An 18,880-nucleotide genomic window follows, 5' to 3' on the forward strand; every position below is an offset into this window, starting at 1 on the left:
CCCTTGGCAGTGCTCACGTGACAGTCCCTTCCGACCGCTTACCCCCCGGTAAGGGTACGGACCGTCACCGGGTGCCTCACCACCGCGTCGAAGAGATACCCCTGGGTGTTGGGCACGGACCGCTCCGGCTGGGTGCGCCCCGCCGCGTCGGTGGCCCGCGCCAGCAGCTCCGTCGCGCCCTCCGTACGCGGCCGCCACGGCACCGTCCACCGCACCCAGCTGTCGCGCCGCGGCGCGTCCCGCAGCACCACCCGCCGCCACCGCGCACCCCCGTCCGTACTCACCTCGACCCGCCGCACCGGAGCCGCCCCCGACCACGACCTCCCCGTCAGCTCGTGCGTCTCGCCGGCCGCGAGCACGGCGCCCTGCGCCAGCTCGAAGGCGGACTTGACGGTCTGCCGGGTCAGCGGGGCGGAGCCCTCCGCCGGGTACCCGGGCCCGAAGAGCCGGTAGAAGTCGGTGTTCCACGGCGAGTGCAGCGGCTCGGTGCTGACCTCGATGTCGCCGACCCACTTGGTGGAGGCGATCCCGACCCAGGAGGGCACGACCACACGGACCGGGAAGCCGTGGTCGTACGGCAGGGGCGCGCCGTTCATCTCGTACGCGAGGATCACGTCGTCCAGCGCCTTGTCGACGGGCAGCGGGCGGCGCACCCGGCCCAGATTCACACCCCCGGTGACGTACTCCGCGTCGAGGCCGCGCGGCATGACGTCCACCGCGTGTCGGCTGATCCCCGCCCGGCGGAGCACGTCGGAGAGCCGGACCCCGCGCCACTGGGCGACGCCAATGGCGCCCAGCGTCCAGGCGGTGCCGGAGACGGTGTCGCCCTGCTGGGAGGTGTAGAAGCTGCGGCCGTTGCCCGCGCACTCGATGGCCGCGGTGCGCGTGACGGACGGGAGTCCGCGCAGCTGGTCGTAGCTGAAGCTGACCGGCGATCCGCCGCGCAGTCCGCTGCCCCAGACGGTGAGGCGCCAGGTCTTCGCGTCGAGGACGGGGGTCGAGGTGTGGTTGCGGACGAAGAAGCGGTCGACGGGGGTGAGCGGCCCCGTGCCGCGCAGGGCGGCGAAGTTGGTCTCGGCGTTGGTTCCGCGGATCGTGAACAGCTCGGGCGGCAGCGGCTTCACGATGCCGGGGCCCTCGGCGGCCAGGGCGGGGGCGGCGGAGGCGAGTTGGGCGGCGACGGGAGCGGCCGCCAGCAGCTTCAGGACAGCACGACGGGCAGGGGTCATCGCATGACTCCTCAGAGGGAAGGCAGGGGGAGAGAACGAGAGAAGAACTCAGTGGAAGCGCGGGAGTGCAGGCGTCAGCGACAACAACAGCGGCGCGACAGAGGGCGCAACATGACAGCCATGGGGCCGATCTTAGGGTCGGCACCCGCTCCCGGTCCGGGTTTCTCCCCAGCTGCCGGAAACACAGCAGTGCCCCCGGCCTGGGACCGGGGGCACTGCGGGTGGAGCGAAGGAGGTGTTACGCGGCGACCGCGACCGGCTGCTTGTCCTCGACCGGCGTCGACCCGATGGAGTCGATCGGCGACGACGAGGCGGAGTTGTACGCGTCGTGGTCGAGGATCTTCTCGCGGGCGGAGACGATCACCGGGACCAGCGACTGGCCCGCGACGTTCGTGGCCGTACGCATCATGTCGAGGACCGGGTCGATCGCCATCAGCAGACCCACGCCCTCGAGCGGCAGACCCAGCGTCGAGAGGGTCAGCGTCAGCATGACCGTGGCGCCGGTCAGACCGGCGGTGGCGGCCGAGCCGATGACCGAGACGAAGGCGATCAGCAGGTAGTCACCGATGGAGAGCTGCACGTCGAAGATCTGCGCGATGAAGATCGCGGCGAGCGCCGGGTAGATCGCGGCGCAGCCGTCCATCTTGGTCGTCGCGCCGAACGGTACGGCGAAGGAGGCGTACTCCTTCGGGACGCCGAGGCGCTCGGTGACCTTCTGGGTGACGGGCATCGTGCCGACCGAGGAGCGGGAGACGAACGCCAGCTGGATGGCGGGCCAGGCGCCCTTGTAGAACTGGAGCGGGTTGACCTTGGCGACCGTGGCGAGCAGCAGCGGGTAGACGCCGAACATGACCAGGGCGCAACCGATGTAGACGTCGGCCGTGAAGGTCGCGTACTTGCCGATCAGGTCCCAGCCGTAGTCCGCGATGGCGAAGCCGATGAGGCCGAGCGTGCCGAGCGGGGCGAGGCGGATGACCCACCACAGGGCCTTCTGCAGCAGCTCCAGGATCGACTCGGAGAGGGTGAGGATCGGCTGGGCCTTTTCGCCGAGCTGAAGGGCGGCGATACCGGCGACGGCGGCCATGAAGACGATCTGCAGCACGTTCAGTTCGGTGAACGGCGTGATGATGTCGGTCGGGATGATGCCGGTCAGGAAGTCGATCCAGGAACCGGCGTGCTCGGGGAGCTTGCCGTCCTTGGGGGTGAGACCTGTGCCGGCGCCCGGGTTGGTGATCAGGCCGATCGCGAGGCCGATGGAGACCGCGATCAGCGACGTGATCATGAACCAGAGCAGCGTGCGGGATGCCAGCCTGGCGGCGTTGTTGACCTTACGCAGGTTGGTGATCGACACCAGGATGGCGAAGAAGACGAGCGGGGCGACGGCCAGCTTCAGCAGCTGGACGAAGATGTCGCCGATCTGGCCGAGCGTGGTGTGCAGCCAGCTGATGTCCTGGCTGCGGGCGACCCAGCCGAGGAGAACACCCAGGACGAGACCGGTGAGGATCTGGGCCCAGAACGGGATCTTGGGTATTCGGACGCGGGAAGAAGACGTCGCGGACGACACGTAAGCACTCCGGTGGGGACAGCGGGAAGAAAGAGGGGACGGGGCCGGGTTCAGACGCGGCGGCAACAGACCGCGGAAAGGCAGCGGCAGAGATCGACATGCAGGCGCGCCACGAGCACGAGCGCGGGGCTCATGGCGTGGGTGTGCGCAGCTGCTGTCTTCATGTCGAACACGTTAACACTTGTACTTTGAGAAGCTCAAAGGTTGTCTTGGGGGCTGAGATGCAGAAAAGCCGAAGCCCCTGGTCAGGGGCTCCGGCCTGTGACGTACCTTACGGCGCGCTTACTGCGTGACGCCGTCCTCCTGGGACCGGTTGGCCTCGAGCTTGGCCTTGGTGCGGTCGACCTTGGCGACGATCTGCTCGGACATCTGGTCACGCTGCTTGCGCAGCAGTACGAAGCTGAGCGGCGCGGAGATGACGAGCGCCAGCAGGATCGTCCAGATCGCGTCGGAGCCGCCGAGGCCCTTGGGGACGATGCCGAAGTGGACGAGGACCGCGACGAGGACGAGGCATCCCATGAAGATGCCGATGCGCGCCATCGTGTACTGGATCGTGGCGCCCGGCTTGGCTGCAGACACGGCTGAGGCCTCTCTCTTCGTACGACTGCGGAAGCTGCCCGACTAGTGAAGCACGCCCCGCTATTGATCAGTTCAGAGGGGCAGCAGCATGGTGATGTCGTCGCGGTCGTCACCGGGGGCGACCCGGATCGCCGCGGGCACCCGTCCGTACTCCTTGTAGCCGCAGGAGGCGTAGAAGCTGTCGACGCCGGTGCCGCCGCGGCAGGTGAGGCGGACCGCCTCGATGCCGTCGAAGGAGCGGGCCGCGTCGGCGGCCGCCGCCATCAGGTCGCGGCCGTAGCCCTTGCCCTGGTGGGAGGGATGGACCATCACCGTGTAGAGCCAGAGCCAGTGGACCATGAGGCGGTGGGTGTTGTACGTGAGGAAGGCGGTGGCCGCCACGGCCCCGTCCTCGTCGCGGCCGACCAGCAGCCGGGTGCGTCCTTCGGCCATCGCCGCGAAGTGCTTGACGAGCTCGGGGCGTATCGCGTCGGGCGTGACCGGGGGGACGAAACCGACGGCGCCGCCCGCGTTGGAGACATCGGCCCAGAGCGCGAGGATCCCGTCGCGGAGCTCGGGGTCGACGGACGGGTCCAGCTCGAACGTAAGGCTCATACAGCAAGAGTAACCATTACGGGGGCCCGGATGTGCCCGGGCCCCCGTAGGAAAAGCGACTTCTGCCGCGATCAGAACCGCATGAGCTGCGGCGTCTCGCGCCGGGCCGTGTCCGGGCCCTCGTACTCGCGGATGATCTCGTAGCGGGTGTTGCGCTCGACCGGGCGGAAGCCGGCGTCGCGGATCAGCTCGAGGATGTCGTCACGGGTCAGCTTGTTGGGCGTGCCGTAGTTGTCCGCGTCGTGCGTGATCTTGTACTCGACGACCGAGCCGTCCATGTCGTCGGCGCCGTGCTGCAGCGCGAGCTGCGCGGTCTGGACGCCGTGCATGACCCAGAAGACCTTGACGTGCGGGACGTTGTCGAAGAGCAGACGCGAGACCGCGAAGGTCTTCAGCGCCTCGGCGCCCGTCGCCATCGTGGTGCGCGCCTGGAGCTTGTTGCGGACCTTGCCGTCCTTCATGTCCACGAAGTCGTGCTGGTAGCGCAGCGGGATGAAGACCTGGAAGCCGTTGGTCTCGTCCTGCAGCTCGCGCAGGCGCAGCACGTGGTCGACGCGGTGACGGGGCTCCTCGATGTGCCCGTACAGCATCGTCGCCGGGGTCTTGAGACCCTTCTCGTGCGCGAGGCGGTGGATGCGCGACCAGTCTTCCCAGTGGGTGTTGTGGTCGACGATGTGCTCGCGGACCTCCCAGTCGAAGATCTCCGCGCCGCCGCCGGTGAGCGACTCCAGACCGGCCTCGATCAGTTCGTCGAGGATCTCGGAGGCGGAGAGCCCGGAGATCGTCTCGAAGTGGTGGATCTCGGTGGCGGTGAAGGCCTTCAGGGAGACCTGCGGGAGGGCTTCCTTGAGGGCGGAGAGCGAGCGCGGGTAGTAGCGCCAGGGCAGCGTGGGGTGCAGGCCGTTGACGATGTGCAGCTCGGTGAGGTTCTCGCCCTCCATCGCCTTCGCGAGGCGGACGGCCTCCTCGATGCGCATCGTGTACGCGTCCTTCTCGCCCGGCTTGCGCTGGAACGAGCAGTACGCGCAGGACGCGGTGCACACGTTCGTCATGTTGAGGTGACGGTTGACGTTGAAGTGGACGACGTCGCCGTTCTTGCGCGTACGCACCTCGTGGGCGAGGCCGCCCAGCCAGGCCAGGTCGTCGGACTCGTAGAGGGCGATGCCGTCCTCGCGGGACAGCCGCTCGCCGTCACGGACCTTCTGCTCCAGCTCGCGCTTGAGGCCCACATCCTGAATAGATGCAGTCACGTGTCGGCCGCCTTCCTTTATGTCTCCGTAAAACAAGCCTCGTCCACAGTACGTCTAAGCCTCTTCGGGCAGTTCCCCGACCCGGTTCTCCCACTTCGTGGAGAGAACGATGGTGGTACGGGTCCGCGAGACGCCGCGCGTGCCGCTGAGGCGGCGGATCGTCTTCTCCAGGCCGTCCACGTCACTGGCGCGGATCTTCAGCATGTACGAGTCGTCGCCCGCGATGAACCAGCAGTCCTCGATCTCCGCCAGGTCCTTCAGCCGGTGCGCGACGTCCTCGTGGTCGGCCGCGTCCGAGAGCGAGATGCCGATCAGCGCGGTCACGCCGAGCCCGAGCGACTTGGCGTCGACGGTGGCGCGGTAGCCGGTGATGACGCCCGCGCTCTCCAGGCGGTTGATGCGGTCGGTGACGCTGGGGCCCGAGAGCCCGACGAGCCGGCCGAGCTCGGCGTAGGAGGCCCTGCCGTTCTCTCTGAGGGCCTGGATGAGCTGCCTGTCCACCGCGTCCATGTACCTGAAGCCTTCCTTAAGTCCACCCGTAAAGCGCTTACGTAACTTATCCGGAGCCCGCGCTGTCAGCTCCTCCGGGAGCCCCCGCCCAGCTCGCCCTCCCAGCGGCGGTACAGCGTGTGCGTCACGCCCGCCGCGTCCAGTACGCGTCCGGCGACGAAGTCCACCAGGTCCTGGATGTGCGTCGCGCCCGCGTAGAACGCCGGGGAGGCCGGCAGTACCACCGCGCCCGCCTCGTCCAGCGCCACCATCTGCTTCAGCGTCTGGCCGCTGAGCGGGGTCTCGCGCACGACGACGACCAGCTTCCGCCGCTCCTTGAGCGTCACGCTCGCCGCCCGCTGCAGCAGGTCCTTCGAGAGCCCGAGCGCGATCCCGGCCACGGCGGCCGTCGACGCGGGCGCGACGATCATCCCCTTGACGGGGTACGAGCCGGAGGACGGGCCCGCGGCGAGATCGCCCGCAGCCCAGTGCCGTACATCCGTGATGTCCACGTCGAAGGTGCCGGGCTTCCCGTCCGCGCCACGGGCCAGCCACTGGCGCAGATCCTCCTGCCAGTGCGCGTCCCGGAAGGCGATCCCGGTCTCGTCGAGCAGCGTCAGCCGCGAGGCCCGGCTCACCACCAGGTCCACCGCCTCACCGGCGTCGAGCAACGCGCGTACGACGGCCGCCGCATAGGGGGTCCCCGACGCCCCGGAGACCCCGACGACCCAGGGGATGCGCTTACCGTCGCTCATGACCCGAGCCTATCCGGCACCCCAGAGCGGGAACCGACCACGGTGCGCCGTACGTTCTACGGCACAAGCGGGAACGTAGGGGGGCCTGTGATGGAGAACAGCGGGTTGAACGAGCGGTGGGACGGCCGGGCGAAAGCCGCCGCCCTGCTCATGGGCGGCTGGGTCGCGCTGCTCTGGCTGCTCGAAGTGATCGACGTGGCGAGCGGGCACGCGCTGGACTCGGGTGGCATCACCCCGCGCGAGTTCTCCGAGCTGCCGGACATCTTCTCGGCGCCGTTCCTGCACGGCAGTTTCAGCCATGTCGCGGGAAATTCGCTGCCGCTGCTGATACTCGGCTTCGTCGCCGCCCTCTCCGGAATACGCCGGTTCGCCTCCGTCGTCCTGACCGTGATCGTGATCGGCGGCCTGGGCGTCTGGCTCACCTCGCCCGCGAACTCCGTCACCGTGGGCGCATCCGGCGTCGTCTTCGGCCTCTTCGGCTACCTCCTGGTGCGCGGCTTCGTGAACCGCTCGCCGGTGGACGTGGTGGTGGGCGTGGTCGTGGCCGCGGTGTACGGATCGATCCTGTGGGGCGTGCTGCCGACCGACTCCGGCATCAGCTGGCAGGGGCATCTGTTCGGCCTGGCCGGAGGTGTGGTCGCGGCCTTCGCGTTCCGCAGTCCGGCCCGTCGAACGGCCGTGACCAACGGCACTGCTCCTTAACGCTTTTATCCATTTCTTGAGCGGTTCCTTCACAGGTACTTTTCACTTGAGTCTTATTTCGTCTTTCGTCTGCCAAGGAGTCCAGTCATCAACACGAAGCGCAGGGGTCTTGCCGCCGCCGGCTGCATAGCCCTGATCACCGCTCTGTCCGCCGCCTGCGGCACTGCCGAGAACATCAGCGCGGGCATGAAGGTGCAGAACGCCTTCGACAAGCTGAGCGAGCAGAAGTCGTTCAGCGCCGAACTGGGCTTCGACGGCAGCGCCGACGACATCTACGCCGCCATGAAGAACGAGGACGACTTCAAGCGCTCGGACGCCGAGATGCTGGCGGGTCTGACGGTGAAGGTCGGCGCCGCGTCCGACAAGCCGCTGAAGGACACGAAGGACGGCGGCTCGATGAGCCTCGCCCTGAGCAACGGCAAGGCGGACCTCTTCGAGCTCCGTTCCGTGGACAAGAAGCTGTACATCCGCGCGGACCTCAAGGCCATCACGGCCCTGGACACCAGCAGCAAGGGCTCCGGTACCAAGGAGCTCGACGACATGCTGAAGCAGGCGGACCAGCTGCCGTCCTCGCTGGCCTCCGTGAAGAACGTCCTCAAGGGCAAGTGGATCGAGTTCGACCCGAAGTCGTTCACCGAGTTCGTCAAGGAGAGCGGCCTCGACAAGGAGGCCGGGCTGCCCGACGCCTCCGCGACGCTCGACGCCAAGGAGCAGAAGAAGCTGATCGCGGCGGTCAAGAAGGCGCTCGCCAAGGACGCCACGTTCAAGGACGCCCCGAGCAAGGACGGCGTCGACCACGTGACGGTCACCGTGGCCGGGCGCGACGCGGCGACGGACCTGGTGTCCGCGCTGAAGGGCTTCCCGCAGTTCAAGGACGCCATGAAGGACTTCAAGGCGTCCGACGTGCCGGACAAGAAGTTCGCGATCGATGTCGCGATCAAGGACGGCATGCTCTCGGGCATCTCCCTGGATGTCGCCCAGCTCGACAAGCAGGCCAAGGGCAAGCTCCCGCTGTCGATCGCGATCGACGGCAAGGCGGACCCGGTCTCGGCCCCGTCCGGCGCGACCGAGCTGAAGCCGCAGGACCTGATGAGCGCGATGATGTTCCTGGCGATGGGCCAGGCGCAGGCGTAAGCAGCAGAGGAAAGGGCCCCCACCGGTTCGACCGGTGGGGGCCCTTCTCCGTTTCCGTAACGGCGTCAGAGCGTCAGTCCACGCACCAGCAGGTCCAGCAGCGCGCACACGAAGAGCGCGATGCCGATGAAGCCGTTGACCTGGAAGAACGCCCGGTTGAGGCGGGACAGGTCGTGGGGCTTGACGATCTGGTGCTCGTACAGGAAAGCCGCCGCGACGATGAGCAGGCCGAGCCAGAGGAAGAAGCCGCCGTCCGTGGCCAGGGCGTACCAGACCAGCAGGGTCATGGTGATCGCGTGGCAGGTGCGGGCGCCGTAGATCGCGGCCGGGATGCCGAAGCGCGCCGGGACCGACTTCACGCCTTCGCCTCGGTCGGCCTCGACGTCCTGGCAGGCGTAGATCAGGTCGAAGCCGCCGATCCAGATGCCGACGGCGAGACCGAGGAGCACCGCGTCCCAGTTCCAGGTGCCGGTGACCGCGAGCCAGGCGCCGATGGGGCCCATGGCCTGGGCGATGCCGAGGATGGCCTGCGGGAAGTTCGTGAACCGCTTGCCGTACGGGTAGACGACCATCGGGACGACGGCGATCGGCGCGAGGGCCAGGCAGAGCGGGTTGAGCGCGGCGGCCGCGCCCAGGAAGATCACCAGCGCGATGGCGGCACCGGTCCACGCGGACCGTACGGAGACGGCGCCGGTGACCATCTCGCGGTTGGCGGTACGGGGGTTACGGGCGTCGATCTCGCGGTCGATGATGCGGTTGCACGCCATCGCGAAGGTCCGCAGGCCCACCATGGCGATGGTGACCAGGAGCAGGGTGCCCCACTGGATGTTGCCGTCCTGCTGGAACATCGCGGTGAGGGTGGCGGTGTACGCGAAGGGGAGCGCGAAGACCGAGTGCTCGATCATCACCAGGCGCAGGAACGCCTTGGTCCGACCGGGCTGCGGCACTGCTGCTGCGGCGCTGCTCACGAGAGTCCGTACTCCTTCCAGCGGCGGTCGACCTTCGCCGCCGTCTGCGGGTCGGACTCGACCATGTTCGGCCAGCCGCCGTCCCGCGTGTAGCCCTCCTCGGGCCACTTCTTCGTTGCGTCGATTCCTGCCTTGCCGCCCCAGAACTGCTGGTAGGAGGCGTGGTCGAGGTGGTCGACCGGACCTTCGACGACGGTGAGGTCGCGCGAGTAGTCCGTATTGCCGAGGGCCCGCCAGGAGACCTCGTGGAGATTGTGGACGTCGCAGTCGGCGTCCACGATGACGATCAGCTTCGTCAGGGACATCATGTGGGCACCCCAGATCGCGTGCATCACCTTCTGGGCGTGCTTGGGGTACTTCTTGTTGATCGAGACGATCGCGCAGTTGTGGAAACCGCCCGACTCGGGGAGGTGGTAGTCCACGATGTCCGGGACGATGATCTTGAGGAGCGGGAGGAAGAACCGCTCGGTCGCGCGGCCGAGGGGTCCGTCCTCGGTGGGCGGCCGGCCTACGACGATCGACTGGATCAGCGGGCGCTTGCGCATCGTGATGCAGTCGATGGTGAGCGCGGGGAACGGCTCCTGCGGCGTGTAGAAACCGGTGTGGTCGCCGAAGGGGCCTTCGGGGAGCGTCTCGCCCGGCTCCAGCCAGCCCTCGATGACGACTTCGGCGTTGGCCGGGACCTGGAGCGGGACGGTCTTGCAGTCGACCATCTCGATCCGCTTGCCCTGCACGAAGCCGGCGAAGAGGTACTCGTCGATGTCCTCGGGGAGCGGCGCGGTCGACGCGTACGTCACGGCGGGCGGGGCCCCGAAGGCGATCGCCACGGGCAGGCGCTCGCCGCGCTTGGCGGCGACGGCGTAGTGGTTGCGGCTGTCCTTGTGGATCTGCCAGTGCATGCCGATGGTGCGCTTGTCGTGGCGCTGGAGGCGGTACAGGCCGAGATTGCGGATGCCGGTCTCGGGGTGCTTGGTGTGGGTGAGGCCGAGGTTGAAGAAGGAGCCGCCGTCCTCGGGCCAGGTGAAGAGCGCGGGGAGCTTGTCGAGGTCGACGTCGTCGCCGGTGAGGACGACTTCCTGGACGGGGGCGCTGTCCTGCTTCACCTTCTTCGGCGGCACGTGCGCCATGGTGCCGAGCTTGCCGAAGGCTTCGCGGACGCCGACGAAGCCCTGGGGCAGCTCGGGGCGGAGGAGGCCGCCGATCTTGCCGCTGATCTCGTCGTACGACTTGAGGCCGAGCGCCTTGAGGAGGCGGCGGTCGGTGCCGAAGACGTTCATCGCCAGGGGCATCGAGGCGCCCTTGACGTTCTCGAAGAGGAGGGCCGGTCCGCCAGCCTTGTTCACGCGGTCGACGATCTCCCCGACCTCCAGGTGCGGGTCGACTTCGGCCTTGATGCGCTTGAGGTCGCCCTCGCGCTCCAGGGCGCGGAGCAGCGAGCGGAGATCGTCGTAAGCCATGGGGTCCAGTCTGTCATCCCGGCCGGGATGCCAGCAGATGCGGGGGCCGCGCCCCCGCCCGCTACCCTGGCCGCGTCAACGGGGTCCGTACGTGCCCCGCCACCGTCCCCGGGGGGATCGCTCGGCCATGCTCAGGTACATCCCGTTTCTGCTGGTCCTCGCGCTCTGGATCTACGCCTTCATCGACTGTCTGAACACCCCGGAGGAAGAGGTCCGCGGCCTCCCCAAGGTCGTCTGGGTCATCATCATCCTGCTCTTCGGCGAGGTCCTGATCGGCCCCATCGCCTGGCTCGTCGCCGGCCGTCACCGCCGCGCCCCCGCCAATGGCTCGACCCCGTCCGAGTGGCACCGCAATCAGCGGCCCACCATGACCGCCCCCGACGACGACCCCGAGTTCCTGCAGTCCCTCAAGGCGGAGAACCGCAAGGACGAGTCGCTCCTCAAGGACTGGGAGGCGGACCTGCGCCGCCGCGAGGAGGAGCTCCGGCGGCGCGAAGAGGACGACAAGAGCTGACCGTGCGCCGCGAGGGCGTACCCCCGTACACCCTGTACGCCCTCGCGCCCCCGGAAGCGGACACCGCGCCCCTGCCCGCGCCCGCGCAACCGCCGGACACTTACGGGGCATGACGACCCTTCCCACCAGCGCCCCGGCGCCCACCGACGCCCCCGCCACCGACTACGGCGACAAGGTCATCGCCGTCGAGACGGCGGGCTCCGACCCCATCCCGCTCTCCGAGCGGCACGGGCGTCCGCGCCAGCTGCTGTGGACCTGGGCCTCGCCCAACATCGAGTTCGCGACCGTCTACATCGGCGTCATCTCGGTCCTCTTCTTCGGCCTCAGCTTCTGGCTGGCCGCCGCCGCGCTCGTCCTCGGTACGGCGCTCGGCTCGCTCACCCAGGGCCTCCTCTCCACGGACGGCCCCCGCTTCGGCGTCCCGCAGATGGTGATCGGCCGCCTCTCCTTCGGCCACCGCGGCAACGCGCTCCCCGCCGGGGTCAACGCCCTTGTCGCGGGCGTCGGCTGGTTCGCCGTGAACAGCGTCAGCGCCGCCTTCGCGCTCAACACCCTCACCGGCCTCCGCCCCCTCCCGAGCCTCCTCCTCGTGGTCGCCGCCGAGATCGCCATCGGTTTCATCGGCCACAACTTCGTGCACGTCTTCGAGCGGTACGCACTCCCGCTCCTCGCCGTCGTCTTCGTCCTGGCCGGCATCTGGACCTTCGACCACGCGCACCTCTCCGCCCCCGCGTCCGGCGGCGGCTCCCTCGGCGGCTTCCTCCTCGCGACCAGCACCGCCTTCGGCTACGCAGCCGGCTGGAACACCTACGCCTCCGACTACACCCGCTACCTCCCGCACACCGCCTCGCGCCTGAAGACCGCCCTCTACCCGGCGCTCGGCCTCTTCGTCTCGATCACCGTCGTCGCCCTGATCGGCGCGGCCTCCGCCACGATCGTCGCCCCGAAGGACGCCACCCCGACGGCCGCCTTCACCGGCCATCTCCCGGACTGGCTCGGCAACCTCACACTGCTGGCGATCATCCTGGGCGGCATCTCGGCGAACGCCCTCAACATCTACTCGTCCTCCATGTCGCTCACCTCGCTGGGCCTCAACCTCCCGCGCTGGCTGGGCCGTTCGACGCTGGTCGCGATCTCCGGTGTGGCCGGCACGGCGGCGGCCTGGGCGTCGCTGTCGGACGCGGGTCATGCGTACGAGGCGTTCCTGCTGGTCATCGCGTACTGGGTCGGCCCGTGGCTCGGTGTCGTACTCCTCGACCGGTGGCTGTCGGCGCGCACGACGCCCGACGAGGAGCTGACTCTCCGCCTTCTGGACCGCACGTACGCCAACTGGTCAGGTGTGGCAGCCCTGTTGGCGGGCGTCGCCGTCTCCGTCCCGCTCTTCTCGAACCAGGAGAAGTACGTCGGCTGGGCGGCCGAGCAGTGGCCGTCGCTGGGCGACATCACCTGCGCGGTCGGCTTCGTGGTCAGCGCCCTCGTCTACGCGGGCCTGACGGCGCTGTCCCGGCGCCGCCTACGCGACTGACCTGACCCCGCTCACCTGCACCACCGCGGGCCCCGCCCCCTGCACGATCCGCCGGGCACACGCCGCCGACAGGAGCTCCCCCAGCAGCTCGGGGTCGCCGACCTCCAGACCGAGGAGCGACTCGATGCGCTCCAGCCGCTGGTAGAGCGACTGCCGCCCGATGTGCAGGAGGGCGGCGGTGCGCGTCGGCGAGCACCCGTGCCGCAGATGCACTTCCAGCGTCCGTACGAGATCCGAACCGTGCGCCGCCTCCCACGCGAGCAGCGGCCCCAGCGTGTGCTCCACCAGATGCGAGAGCCGGTCGCGGTTGGCCTCGATGCCGCCCCGCGTCAGCTCCCGCTCCAGTGCGAGGGCCCGCGACGAGGTGATCAACGCCCCCTGTACGAGGCCGGGTTCGGCAGAGGCGACCGTGAGCGCCAGTTCCAGCGCGGTCCGCGCGGCCCGCAGCGTCTCGCTCCACCGCAGCCAGCCCGCGTCCCCCGCCACCGCGTGCCCGACGGCGGCGACCACGCCCGCCCCGCAGCCCCCCAGCGCGTCCTGCACGGCCCGCACCGGATCGCGCCGCCCACCGTCCACGGCAATCAGCGCAAGCGTGTCCCCGGGGAAGGCCGCGCACAGCGCCGCATGCCCCCCGAGCCGCCGCACCGCACCCCCGAGCCCCGCGTCGACGCCCTGCGCGGACACCCCGACGAGCCGCGCACCGGCCCCCGGACGGAATCCGGCGAGCGCCGAACGCGCCGAGACCTCCGGCTGGTTGAGCGCCCGCCCGTCCGCCAGATCGGCCAGCAGCGCGGCACCGTGATCACCGCCCCAGGGCCGTACGGCGGGCCCGGTCAGCCCCTGCGCGACGATGGCCCGGTTGGCGGCCTCGGTGATCCGCACAAAGGGGACGACGCGCCGCAGCGCGACGAGCGGCAGCCCCAACTTCCCTGCCTCGTCGACGACTTCCTCCGGCATGACGGCGAGCGCCCGCCCCACCTCGACGACGAGCCCGACCGCGCCCCGGGCGGCGAGCTCGCGCACGTACCGCCGCCGGAACTCCTCGCCGACCTCCGCGAGCCCGAAGCCGTTGGTGAGCAGGAGCTCGCCGCCGTCGAGGAAGTTCGCGCCCTCGTACACCTCGCTGGAGTGCACCCACCGGACGGGCCGGTCGAGCGCGTCGGCCCCGGCGAGCAGGTGCGGCGAGGCGTCGCGGACCGCGTCGAGGGACAGAATCTCGCGGAGGGTGAGCGCAGGCATGGAGGGCCTCCCGACAGTTCGTCCGGCTTCCGGCTGCCCGGAGAGTACTTTCCGCACGTTGCCCCGGTGTTTCCCCGCCAGGAGAGTGAGAGCCATGGCCATCCACACCACAGCACCCCGTATCCCCACGATCGACCTGAAGCCGTGGCTCTCCGGCGACGAGAAGGCGCGGGCCGAGATCGCCGCGACCGTGGACGAAGCGCTGAAGACGGCGGGCTTCCTGCTGGTGACGGGGCACGGGGTCGACCCGGCTCTGCGCGGCCGGATCCGCGAGGCCGCACGGGAGTTCTTCCGCCTCCCGGCCGTGACGAAGGAGCCGTACGCGGTCAAGGTCGGCGGCCGGGGCTGGCTCGGCCCGGGCGCGGAGGCGAACGGCTACTCGGAGGGGACCCCGACGCCCCCCGACCTGAAGGAGTCGATCTCCTTCGCGGCGGAGGAGGAGACGGGCGACGCGGAGGTCGACGCGGAGTGGTTCGCCCCCAACACCTGGCCGGCGGAGGCCCCGGAGCTGAAGGCGCTGGTGACCGCGTACCTCTCGCAGATGCAGCAGCTCTCCGACCGGCTCCTCGAACTCCTCGGCACGGCGCTCGGCCAGGAGCCCGACTTCTTCACGCGGCACACGGCCCACCCGACCTGGGGTTTCAACATCAACTGGTATCCCGGCACGGAGGTGACGGGCCCTCCGGAGCCCGGCCAGTTCCGTATCGGCCCGCACACGGACTTCGGCACGGTGACGGTCCTCGACCGGCAGGCGGGCAAGGGCGGGCTGCAGGTCTTCACGGACGAGGGCGGGTGGGAGGACGCGCCGTACGACCCGGACGCGTTCACCATCAACATCGGTGATCTGATGGCCCGTTGGACGGGCGACCGCTGGCGCTCGGGCCGCCACCGGGTGCTGCCGCCGCCGGCGGACGTGCCTGCCGAGGAGCTGATGTCGCTGGTCTACTTCTACGAGTGCGACCCGCGTACGACGGTCGCCCCGGTTCCGGCGCCGACGGGCCGGGTGGCGTACGAGCCGGTGGACAGCCATGTGTATCTGCGGGGGAAGCTGGACGCGATCACCGTGTCGTGAACGCGTAAGCCCGCCGGGACCTTCGCCCTCCGGCCTCGGGCCCTCTGCCGTACGAGGAGCGGCCGGCCCGGCGTTAGCGTTGTCGGTGCGAGAGGACATCACCGCCGGATGGCGGCAGATCCTTCCGTACGCCTCCCTCTGCGAGGCGGCAAGAGAAAGTAGTACCAGCGTCGGCGCCCTTGCCCGGGCAGCCCCTATGCGACGCGAGGGCGGACCCAGTAGAGAAATCCTGGGTTCCCGGTGCTGCGCAATCGCTCTTCGACGTCACGTCCCCGGGGACCCCCTCCGGAACGGACCACACGCATGTCTCAGCAGCAGCTCGAACGCAACAAGCAGATCGTCGTCGACTACTACCGGACGGCCTTCGGCGGCGACCCGGAGAAGGCCATCGCGGACCACTTCGGCGACCGCTACATCCAGCACAACCCGGATGCGGCGGACGGCCCCGAGGCGTTCATCGGCTTCGTGGAGTGGCTCCGGGGTACGTACCCGGAGCTGCGCCTGGACATCAAGCGCGTCGTCGCCGAGGGCGACATGGTGGTCACGCACTCCCACCTGATCCTCAGGCCGGGCGAGCCGGGCCGTGCGCTGGCGGACTTCTTCCGCCTGGAGGACGGCAAGGTCGTCGAGCACTGGGACGTCATCCAGGAGGTCCCGGCCGAGTCGGCGAACCCCAACGGAATGTTCTGACTTCTCCGTCACCGGGGCCGCCGGCGCCGCCGCCCGAGGCCGTCCATGAGGACGCGCAGTACGGCGAGGCGCTGGGCGGCCACCTCGGCCCCCGCGGACGGGCTGAGCGCCTTGCGGGCGGCATGCGCGGCGAGCACGCCGACGATCAGCCGCACCAGCGCACTGCTGATGCCTACGGCGGCGAACGCCCAGGCCGCGCCGCCCAGTTGATGACCGATCATCTTCGACCACACCTTTCGCGGGAGAGCCCCAGATCTACCGCCCGCTCGCGGCCTCCCGCTTCCCCGCACCCGCGCGGAAGTGCCTCCCCTCCCCCAACTTCCGCGCAGCCGCGTCCCTTTCGCGATCCACGGGACCGGTGAACCATGCGGAAATGCCCGCCACAAAACCCGCCCGCGGCAAGAGCTGGAAACGGGACCTCCCTTTCCCCTACGACCAGGACCTGTCCGGGGTGCTGCGCCACCTCAACCGCCGCACGCGCCCCTTCCGCACCCGCCTGTCCAACGACCCGGTGACGGCCTCCTACCTGGCGGCGGGCATGCGCCTGCTGAGCCGGCACATGGGCCCCCGTCCGGCCGAACACCCCCCAACAGACCGCCCGTTGCTCCGCTTCCTCTCCCAGCGCGCGGTGGCGGCGGAGCTGGGCAACAACCCCACCCCCTTCGCCCGCAGGGGCAACGTCGCCCAGCTCCGCGACCGCTGGAGCGCCCAGGCGGACTACGTCTCCGACCTGATCCACTTCGCGGTCTGGCACGACAACTACCGCCCCGGCCACCGCGAACAGCGCACCGCCCGCGCCCAGCAGCTCACCAGCGGCCCGGACTTCGTGGCGGCGGTCCACGAGACGGCGTACGAGCACACGGCGGAGGGTGTCGACACCGCGTCGGTCCGCCTGAGCCTGGCCCTGATGGCGGGGGCGGAGGGCGACAGCGAGGTCACGGACGCGATCTCATCCCTGTACGCCGCCTACTTGGGCTCCTGGAAGGAGCTCTACGCGGCCGTACTCCACGACCGCCACCTGCGCCTGCGCCCCGGCCTCACGCTCGACGACCTGGCCAACGCGCTCTCCGCCACGACGGACGGCACGATCCTGCGCACGATCGGCGACCCGACCGCCACGGTCATGGACCACGCCAACCGCCGCTCCCTGATGGGCACGGTGGCCCTGGCGGTGATCCACGCCTTCCTGGAACCGGAGGAGGACGCGACCGGCCTCACCCTGGAGGAGGCGGTGGCGGAACGCTTCGACGGGCGCGCGTACTGACCGCCGCCGGCCACTCACACAGCAACGACACGCACGTCAGGCGGTTCCAGCACGGCGAGACAGGCCTTCACGTCCTCCGGGTCGCTGGTGAAGATCACTGCGCTGCCGTGCCGGACCGCAGCCAGCGCCACCCAGGCGTCGACCGCATCGGGCCGCTTCTTGGGCGGCAGTTTCGCCCCGCCCAGCGCCGTGCCGAACCGTCGCCAGTCGATGACGTCGGGACCCGTCGCGCAGGCGATGCACGCGGGCTGCCCCGCCTTCGTCGCACGCATCGGAGGCGCGGAGGCCCGCGCCTGGGGCACCGTGCAGTCCTTGAGCACCCCTGCCAGCGAATGCACCAGCGCCGGCCTCGGCCGCCAGACCTGGGCAAGGACGGGGCCGAGCACGAGCGCGCGATGCGGGCTCTCCTTCATCCCCTCATGCAGATGAACGGCCTTCGCCTTGCGGTCGGCGAGCGCGATCAGCATCCCGGTGTCGTACACCGGAACCCGTGCGCTCACGCGACCCGCTCCGGGCTGACGTCATGCCGGTCCGCGCCGTAGACGAGCCCGAGCGCCGCCTCGACGTCGCGGCGCTCCTGCTCCGTCAGCTCCCCGTCGACCGCGCCCGGCTCCCCCGCAAGCTCGCGCGCGCCACTCTCCGCGGCGTCGATCAGCGCGTCCACCTTGGCGAACTGCTCCTCTATGGCGTCCGTCTCGGCCATCTGCCGCGTCGCGGCATGCACGAGGTACGCGGAGACGTCCATCCCCGCCCGTTCCGCGTGCAGCCTGATGCGCTCGGCCTGCTCCTGCTCAAGGCTGATGCTGATCCTGGTCTTGGCCACGCCACCAGCGTATGACGCGTATTACGATCGTGCCAGGCGCGTACGACAGCCTGCGCTTAGCCCCCGAACTGCTCGTGGTCGGCCAGCACCGCGTCGATCACGCGCCGGTTGAGCGCGGCCTTCTCCTCGTCCCTGTCGATGCACTCGCTCAGCACGAGCAGCGACTTCCACAGCGACCAGCCCCTGGCCCGCGCCCACATGCCCGCGTCCTGCCCGACCGCTTCGCGGAACGCCTCGCGTTCCGCGCCCTCGAACATGCCCCAGGCGATCACCAGATCGCAGGCGGGGTCGCCGATGCCCGACGTACCGAAGTCGATGACGGCGGTCAGCTTTCCGTCGGCGACCAGCAGGTTGCCCTGCGCGATGTCCCCGTGGAACCACACCGGCGCCCCGCGCCACTCCGCGCCGAGGGCCGCTTCCCAGACTGCGGCGGCCTTCTCGGTGTCCACGCGGCCCTTCAGCGCGGCCAAGTAGCAGCGGGTCTCCTCGTCGTAGAACGCGGGCGACGCACCCCGGTACCAGCTGTGCTCCCCGCCGACCGGACCACCGGTGGCGTCGGCACGCTGGAGCGCGCGGATGAACTCCGCGACGGAGACGGCGAATTGGACCCGGTCCCCGATCCGCTCCCACGCGGCCGTCTCGCCGTCGAGCCAGCCGCGTACGGACCACGGATACGGATACCCCTCGCCCGGCGCACCCATCGCCAGCACGGGTGGAACCGCGACCGGCAACTGCGGGGCGAGGCGCGGGAGCCAGTGGTTCTCCTTGTCGACGGCGGGTACGTAGCCGGGTCCCGTGGGCAGCCGTACGGTCATGTCGTCGCCGAGCCGATAGGTCCGGTTGTCCCAGCCGTCGACCTCCACGGGGGTCACGTCCAGCCCGCTCCACTGCGGGAACTGCGCGGCGAGCAAACGCTTCACGAGGGCGGCGTCGATACCGGCGCGGCCGTCGGGGGGAGTCGAAACCATCCGGGGATCATCGCGAAGGCGGGGCGTACGGTGCAACGAAATATCGTGGCGCCGTACGGCAGAA

21 protein-coding genes are annotated in these 18,880 nt (G+C 69.8%); 7 read left to right on the forward strand and 14 right to left on the reverse strand.

Annotation, left to right across the window (positions count from 1 at the left end; translation table 11 throughout):
- Window positions 1–38: 38 nt before the first annotated feature.
- From OG707_RS16390 to OG707_RS16420, 7 genes are all read right to left on the reverse strand, one after another.
- Window positions 39–1,229 carry a sulfite oxidase gene (locus OG707_RS16390; protein ID WP_329118850.1) on the reverse strand — a complete coding sequence of 397 codons (1,191 nt, stop codon included), beginning with the start codon at window positions 1,227–1,229 and terminating at the stop codon, window positions 39–41.
- 238 nt (window positions 1,230–1,467) lie between these two features.
- Entirely contained in the window at window positions 1,468–2,793 is a 1,326-nt protein-coding gene (locus OG707_RS16395; protein WP_329118852.1) for a dicarboxylate/amino acid:cation symporter, read from the reverse strand.
- 282 nt (window positions 2,794–3,075) lie between these two features.
- On the reverse strand, window positions 3,076–3,372 hold the full coding sequence (locus OG707_RS16400) for a DUF4229 domain-containing protein (RefSeq protein WP_329118854.1): 297 nt from the start codon (window positions 3,370–3,372) through the stop codon (window positions 3,076–3,078).
- A gap of 72 nt (window positions 3,373–3,444) precedes the next feature.
- Window positions 3,445–3,966 carry a GNAT family N-acetyltransferase gene (locus OG707_RS16405; RefSeq protein WP_329118856.1) on the reverse strand — a complete coding sequence of 174 codons (522 nt, stop codon included), beginning with the start codon at window positions 3,964–3,966 and terminating at the stop codon, window positions 3,445–3,447.
- A 71-nt stretch (window positions 3,967–4,037) separates the two neighbouring features.
- A complete protein-coding gene (mqnE, locus tag OG707_RS16410; protein ID WP_329118858.1) occupies window positions 4,038–5,216 on the reverse strand; it encodes an aminofutalosine synthase MqnE in 1,179 nt (392 codons plus the stop codon).
- A 54-nt stretch (window positions 5,217–5,270) separates the two neighbouring features.
- Window positions 5,271–5,726 carry an Lrp/AsnC family transcriptional regulator gene (locus OG707_RS16415; protein ID WP_329118860.1) on the reverse strand — a complete coding sequence of 152 codons (456 nt, stop codon included), beginning with the start codon at window positions 5,724–5,726 and terminating at the stop codon, window positions 5,271–5,273.
- A 65-nt stretch (window positions 5,727–5,791) separates the two neighbouring features.
- Window positions 5,792–6,460, reverse strand: coding sequence for a UbiX family flavin prenyltransferase (locus OG707_RS16420; protein WP_329118862.1), 669 nt, complete (start codon window positions 6,458–6,460; stop codon window positions 5,792–5,794).
- A gap of 90 nt (window positions 6,461–6,550) precedes the next feature.
- On the opposite strand from OG707_RS16420, the gene OG707_RS16425 reads away from it, so the two are divergent.
- Window positions 6,551–7,162 (forward strand): rhomboid family intramembrane serine protease, encoded by a 612-nt coding sequence (locus OG707_RS16425; protein WP_329118864.1) that lies wholly within the window; start codon window positions 6,551–6,553, stop codon window positions 7,160–7,162.
- Between the two features lie 186 nt (window positions 7,163–7,348).
- The gene (locus tag OG707_RS16430; protein WP_329118866.1) at window positions 7,349–8,296 is read left to right on the forward strand and encodes a hypothetical protein; all 948 of its coding nucleotides are present in this window, start codon (window positions 7,349–7,351) and stop codon (window positions 8,294–8,296) included.
- 65 nt (window positions 8,297–8,361) lie between these two features.
- Here OG707_RS16430 and mqnP read toward each other — a convergent pair whose 3' ends face one another.
- Both mqnP and OG707_RS16440 read right to left on the reverse strand, forming a co-directional pair.
- The gene (gene mqnP, locus OG707_RS16435) at window positions 8,362–9,264 is read right to left on the reverse strand and encodes a menaquinone biosynthesis prenyltransferase MqnP (RefSeq protein WP_329118868.1); all 903 of its coding nucleotides are present in this window, start codon (window positions 9,262–9,264) and stop codon (window positions 8,362–8,364) included.
- Window positions 9,261–10,721: a menaquinone biosynthesis decarboxylase gene (locus tag OG707_RS16440; RefSeq protein ID WP_329118870.1), complete on the reverse strand. Its 1,461-nt coding sequence runs from the start codon at window positions 10,719–10,721 to the stop codon at window positions 9,261–9,263. The genes mqnP and OG707_RS16440 overlap by 4 nt, the downstream gene beginning before the upstream one ends.
- A gap of 127 nt (window positions 10,722–10,848) precedes the next feature.
- On the opposite strand from OG707_RS16440, the gene OG707_RS16445 reads away from it, so the two are divergent.
- Window positions 10,849–11,235, forward strand: a complete 387-nt coding sequence (locus OG707_RS16445; protein ID WP_329118872.1) for a PLD nuclease N-terminal domain-containing protein — start codon at window positions 10,849–10,851, stop codon at window positions 11,233–11,235.
- A gap of 109 nt (window positions 11,236–11,344) precedes the next feature.
- Window positions 11,345–12,760, forward strand: a complete 1,416-nt coding sequence (locus OG707_RS16450) for a purine-cytosine permease family protein (protein WP_329118874.1) — start codon at window positions 11,345–11,347, stop codon at window positions 12,758–12,760.
- On the opposite strand, the gene OG707_RS16455 is transcribed toward OG707_RS16450, so the two are convergent.
- Window positions 12,749–13,999: a PucR family transcriptional regulator gene (locus tag OG707_RS16455; protein ID WP_329118876.1), complete on the reverse strand. Its 1,251-nt coding sequence runs from the start codon at window positions 13,997–13,999 to the stop codon at window positions 12,749–12,751. The two genes, OG707_RS16450 and OG707_RS16455, sit on opposite strands and share 12 nt — an antisense overlap.
- 94 nt (window positions 14,000–14,093) lie before the next feature.
- Here OG707_RS16455 and OG707_RS16460 point away from each other — a divergent pair, with 94 nt between their 5' ends.
- Both OG707_RS16460 and OG707_RS16465 read left to right on the forward strand, forming a co-directional pair.
- Window positions 14,094–15,071 carry an isopenicillin N synthase family dioxygenase gene (locus OG707_RS16460; RefSeq protein WP_329118878.1) on the forward strand — a complete coding sequence of 326 codons (978 nt, stop codon included), beginning with the start codon at window positions 14,094–14,096 and terminating at the stop codon, window positions 15,069–15,071.
- A 303-nt stretch (window positions 15,072–15,374) separates the two neighbouring features.
- Entirely contained in the window at window positions 15,375–15,761 is a 387-nt protein-coding gene (locus OG707_RS16465) for a nuclear transport factor 2 family protein (RefSeq protein ID WP_329118880.1), read from the forward strand.
- A gap of 8 nt (window positions 15,762–15,769) precedes the next feature.
- On the opposite strand, the gene OG707_RS16470 is transcribed toward OG707_RS16465, so the two are convergent.
- Window positions 15,770–15,982, reverse strand: coding sequence for a hypothetical protein (locus OG707_RS16470; RefSeq protein ID WP_329118882.1), 213 nt, complete (start codon window positions 15,980–15,982; stop codon window positions 15,770–15,772).
- Between the two features lie 152 nt (window positions 15,983–16,134).
- Here OG707_RS16470 and OG707_RS16475 point away from each other — a divergent pair, with 152 nt between their 5' ends.
- Window positions 16,135–17,025 (forward strand): hypothetical protein, encoded by an 891-nt coding sequence (locus OG707_RS16475; RefSeq protein WP_329118884.1) that lies wholly within the window; start codon window positions 16,135–16,137, stop codon window positions 17,023–17,025.
- 14 nt (window positions 17,026–17,039) lie between these two features.
- Here OG707_RS16475 and OG707_RS16480 read toward each other — a convergent pair whose 3' ends face one another.
- Genes OG707_RS16480 through OG707_RS16490 form a run of 3 tightly spaced genes read right to left on the reverse strand, consistent with a single transcriptional unit; the run spans window position 17,040 to window position 18,816 of the window.
- Window positions 17,040–17,525 carry a hypothetical protein gene (locus OG707_RS16480; protein ID WP_329118886.1) on the reverse strand — a complete coding sequence of 162 codons (486 nt, stop codon included), beginning with the start codon at window positions 17,523–17,525 and terminating at the stop codon, window positions 17,040–17,042.
- Entirely contained in the window at window positions 17,522–17,848 is a 327-nt protein-coding gene (locus tag OG707_RS16485; protein ID WP_329118888.1) for a hypothetical protein, read from the reverse strand. Before OG707_RS16485 ends, OG707_RS16480 begins: the two co-directional genes overlap by 4 nt.
- A gap of 56 nt (window positions 17,849–17,904) precedes the next feature.
- Window positions 17,905–18,816, reverse strand: a complete 912-nt coding sequence (locus OG707_RS16490) for an aminoglycoside phosphotransferase family protein (RefSeq protein ID WP_329118890.1) — start codon at window positions 18,814–18,816, stop codon at window positions 17,905–17,907.
- Window positions 18,817–18,880: the final 64 nt, after the last annotated feature.

The organism is Streptomyces sp. NBC_01465, assembly GCF_036227325.1.
Classification (GTDB): domain Bacteria; phylum Actinomycetota; class Actinomycetes; order Streptomycetales; family Streptomycetaceae; genus Streptomyces.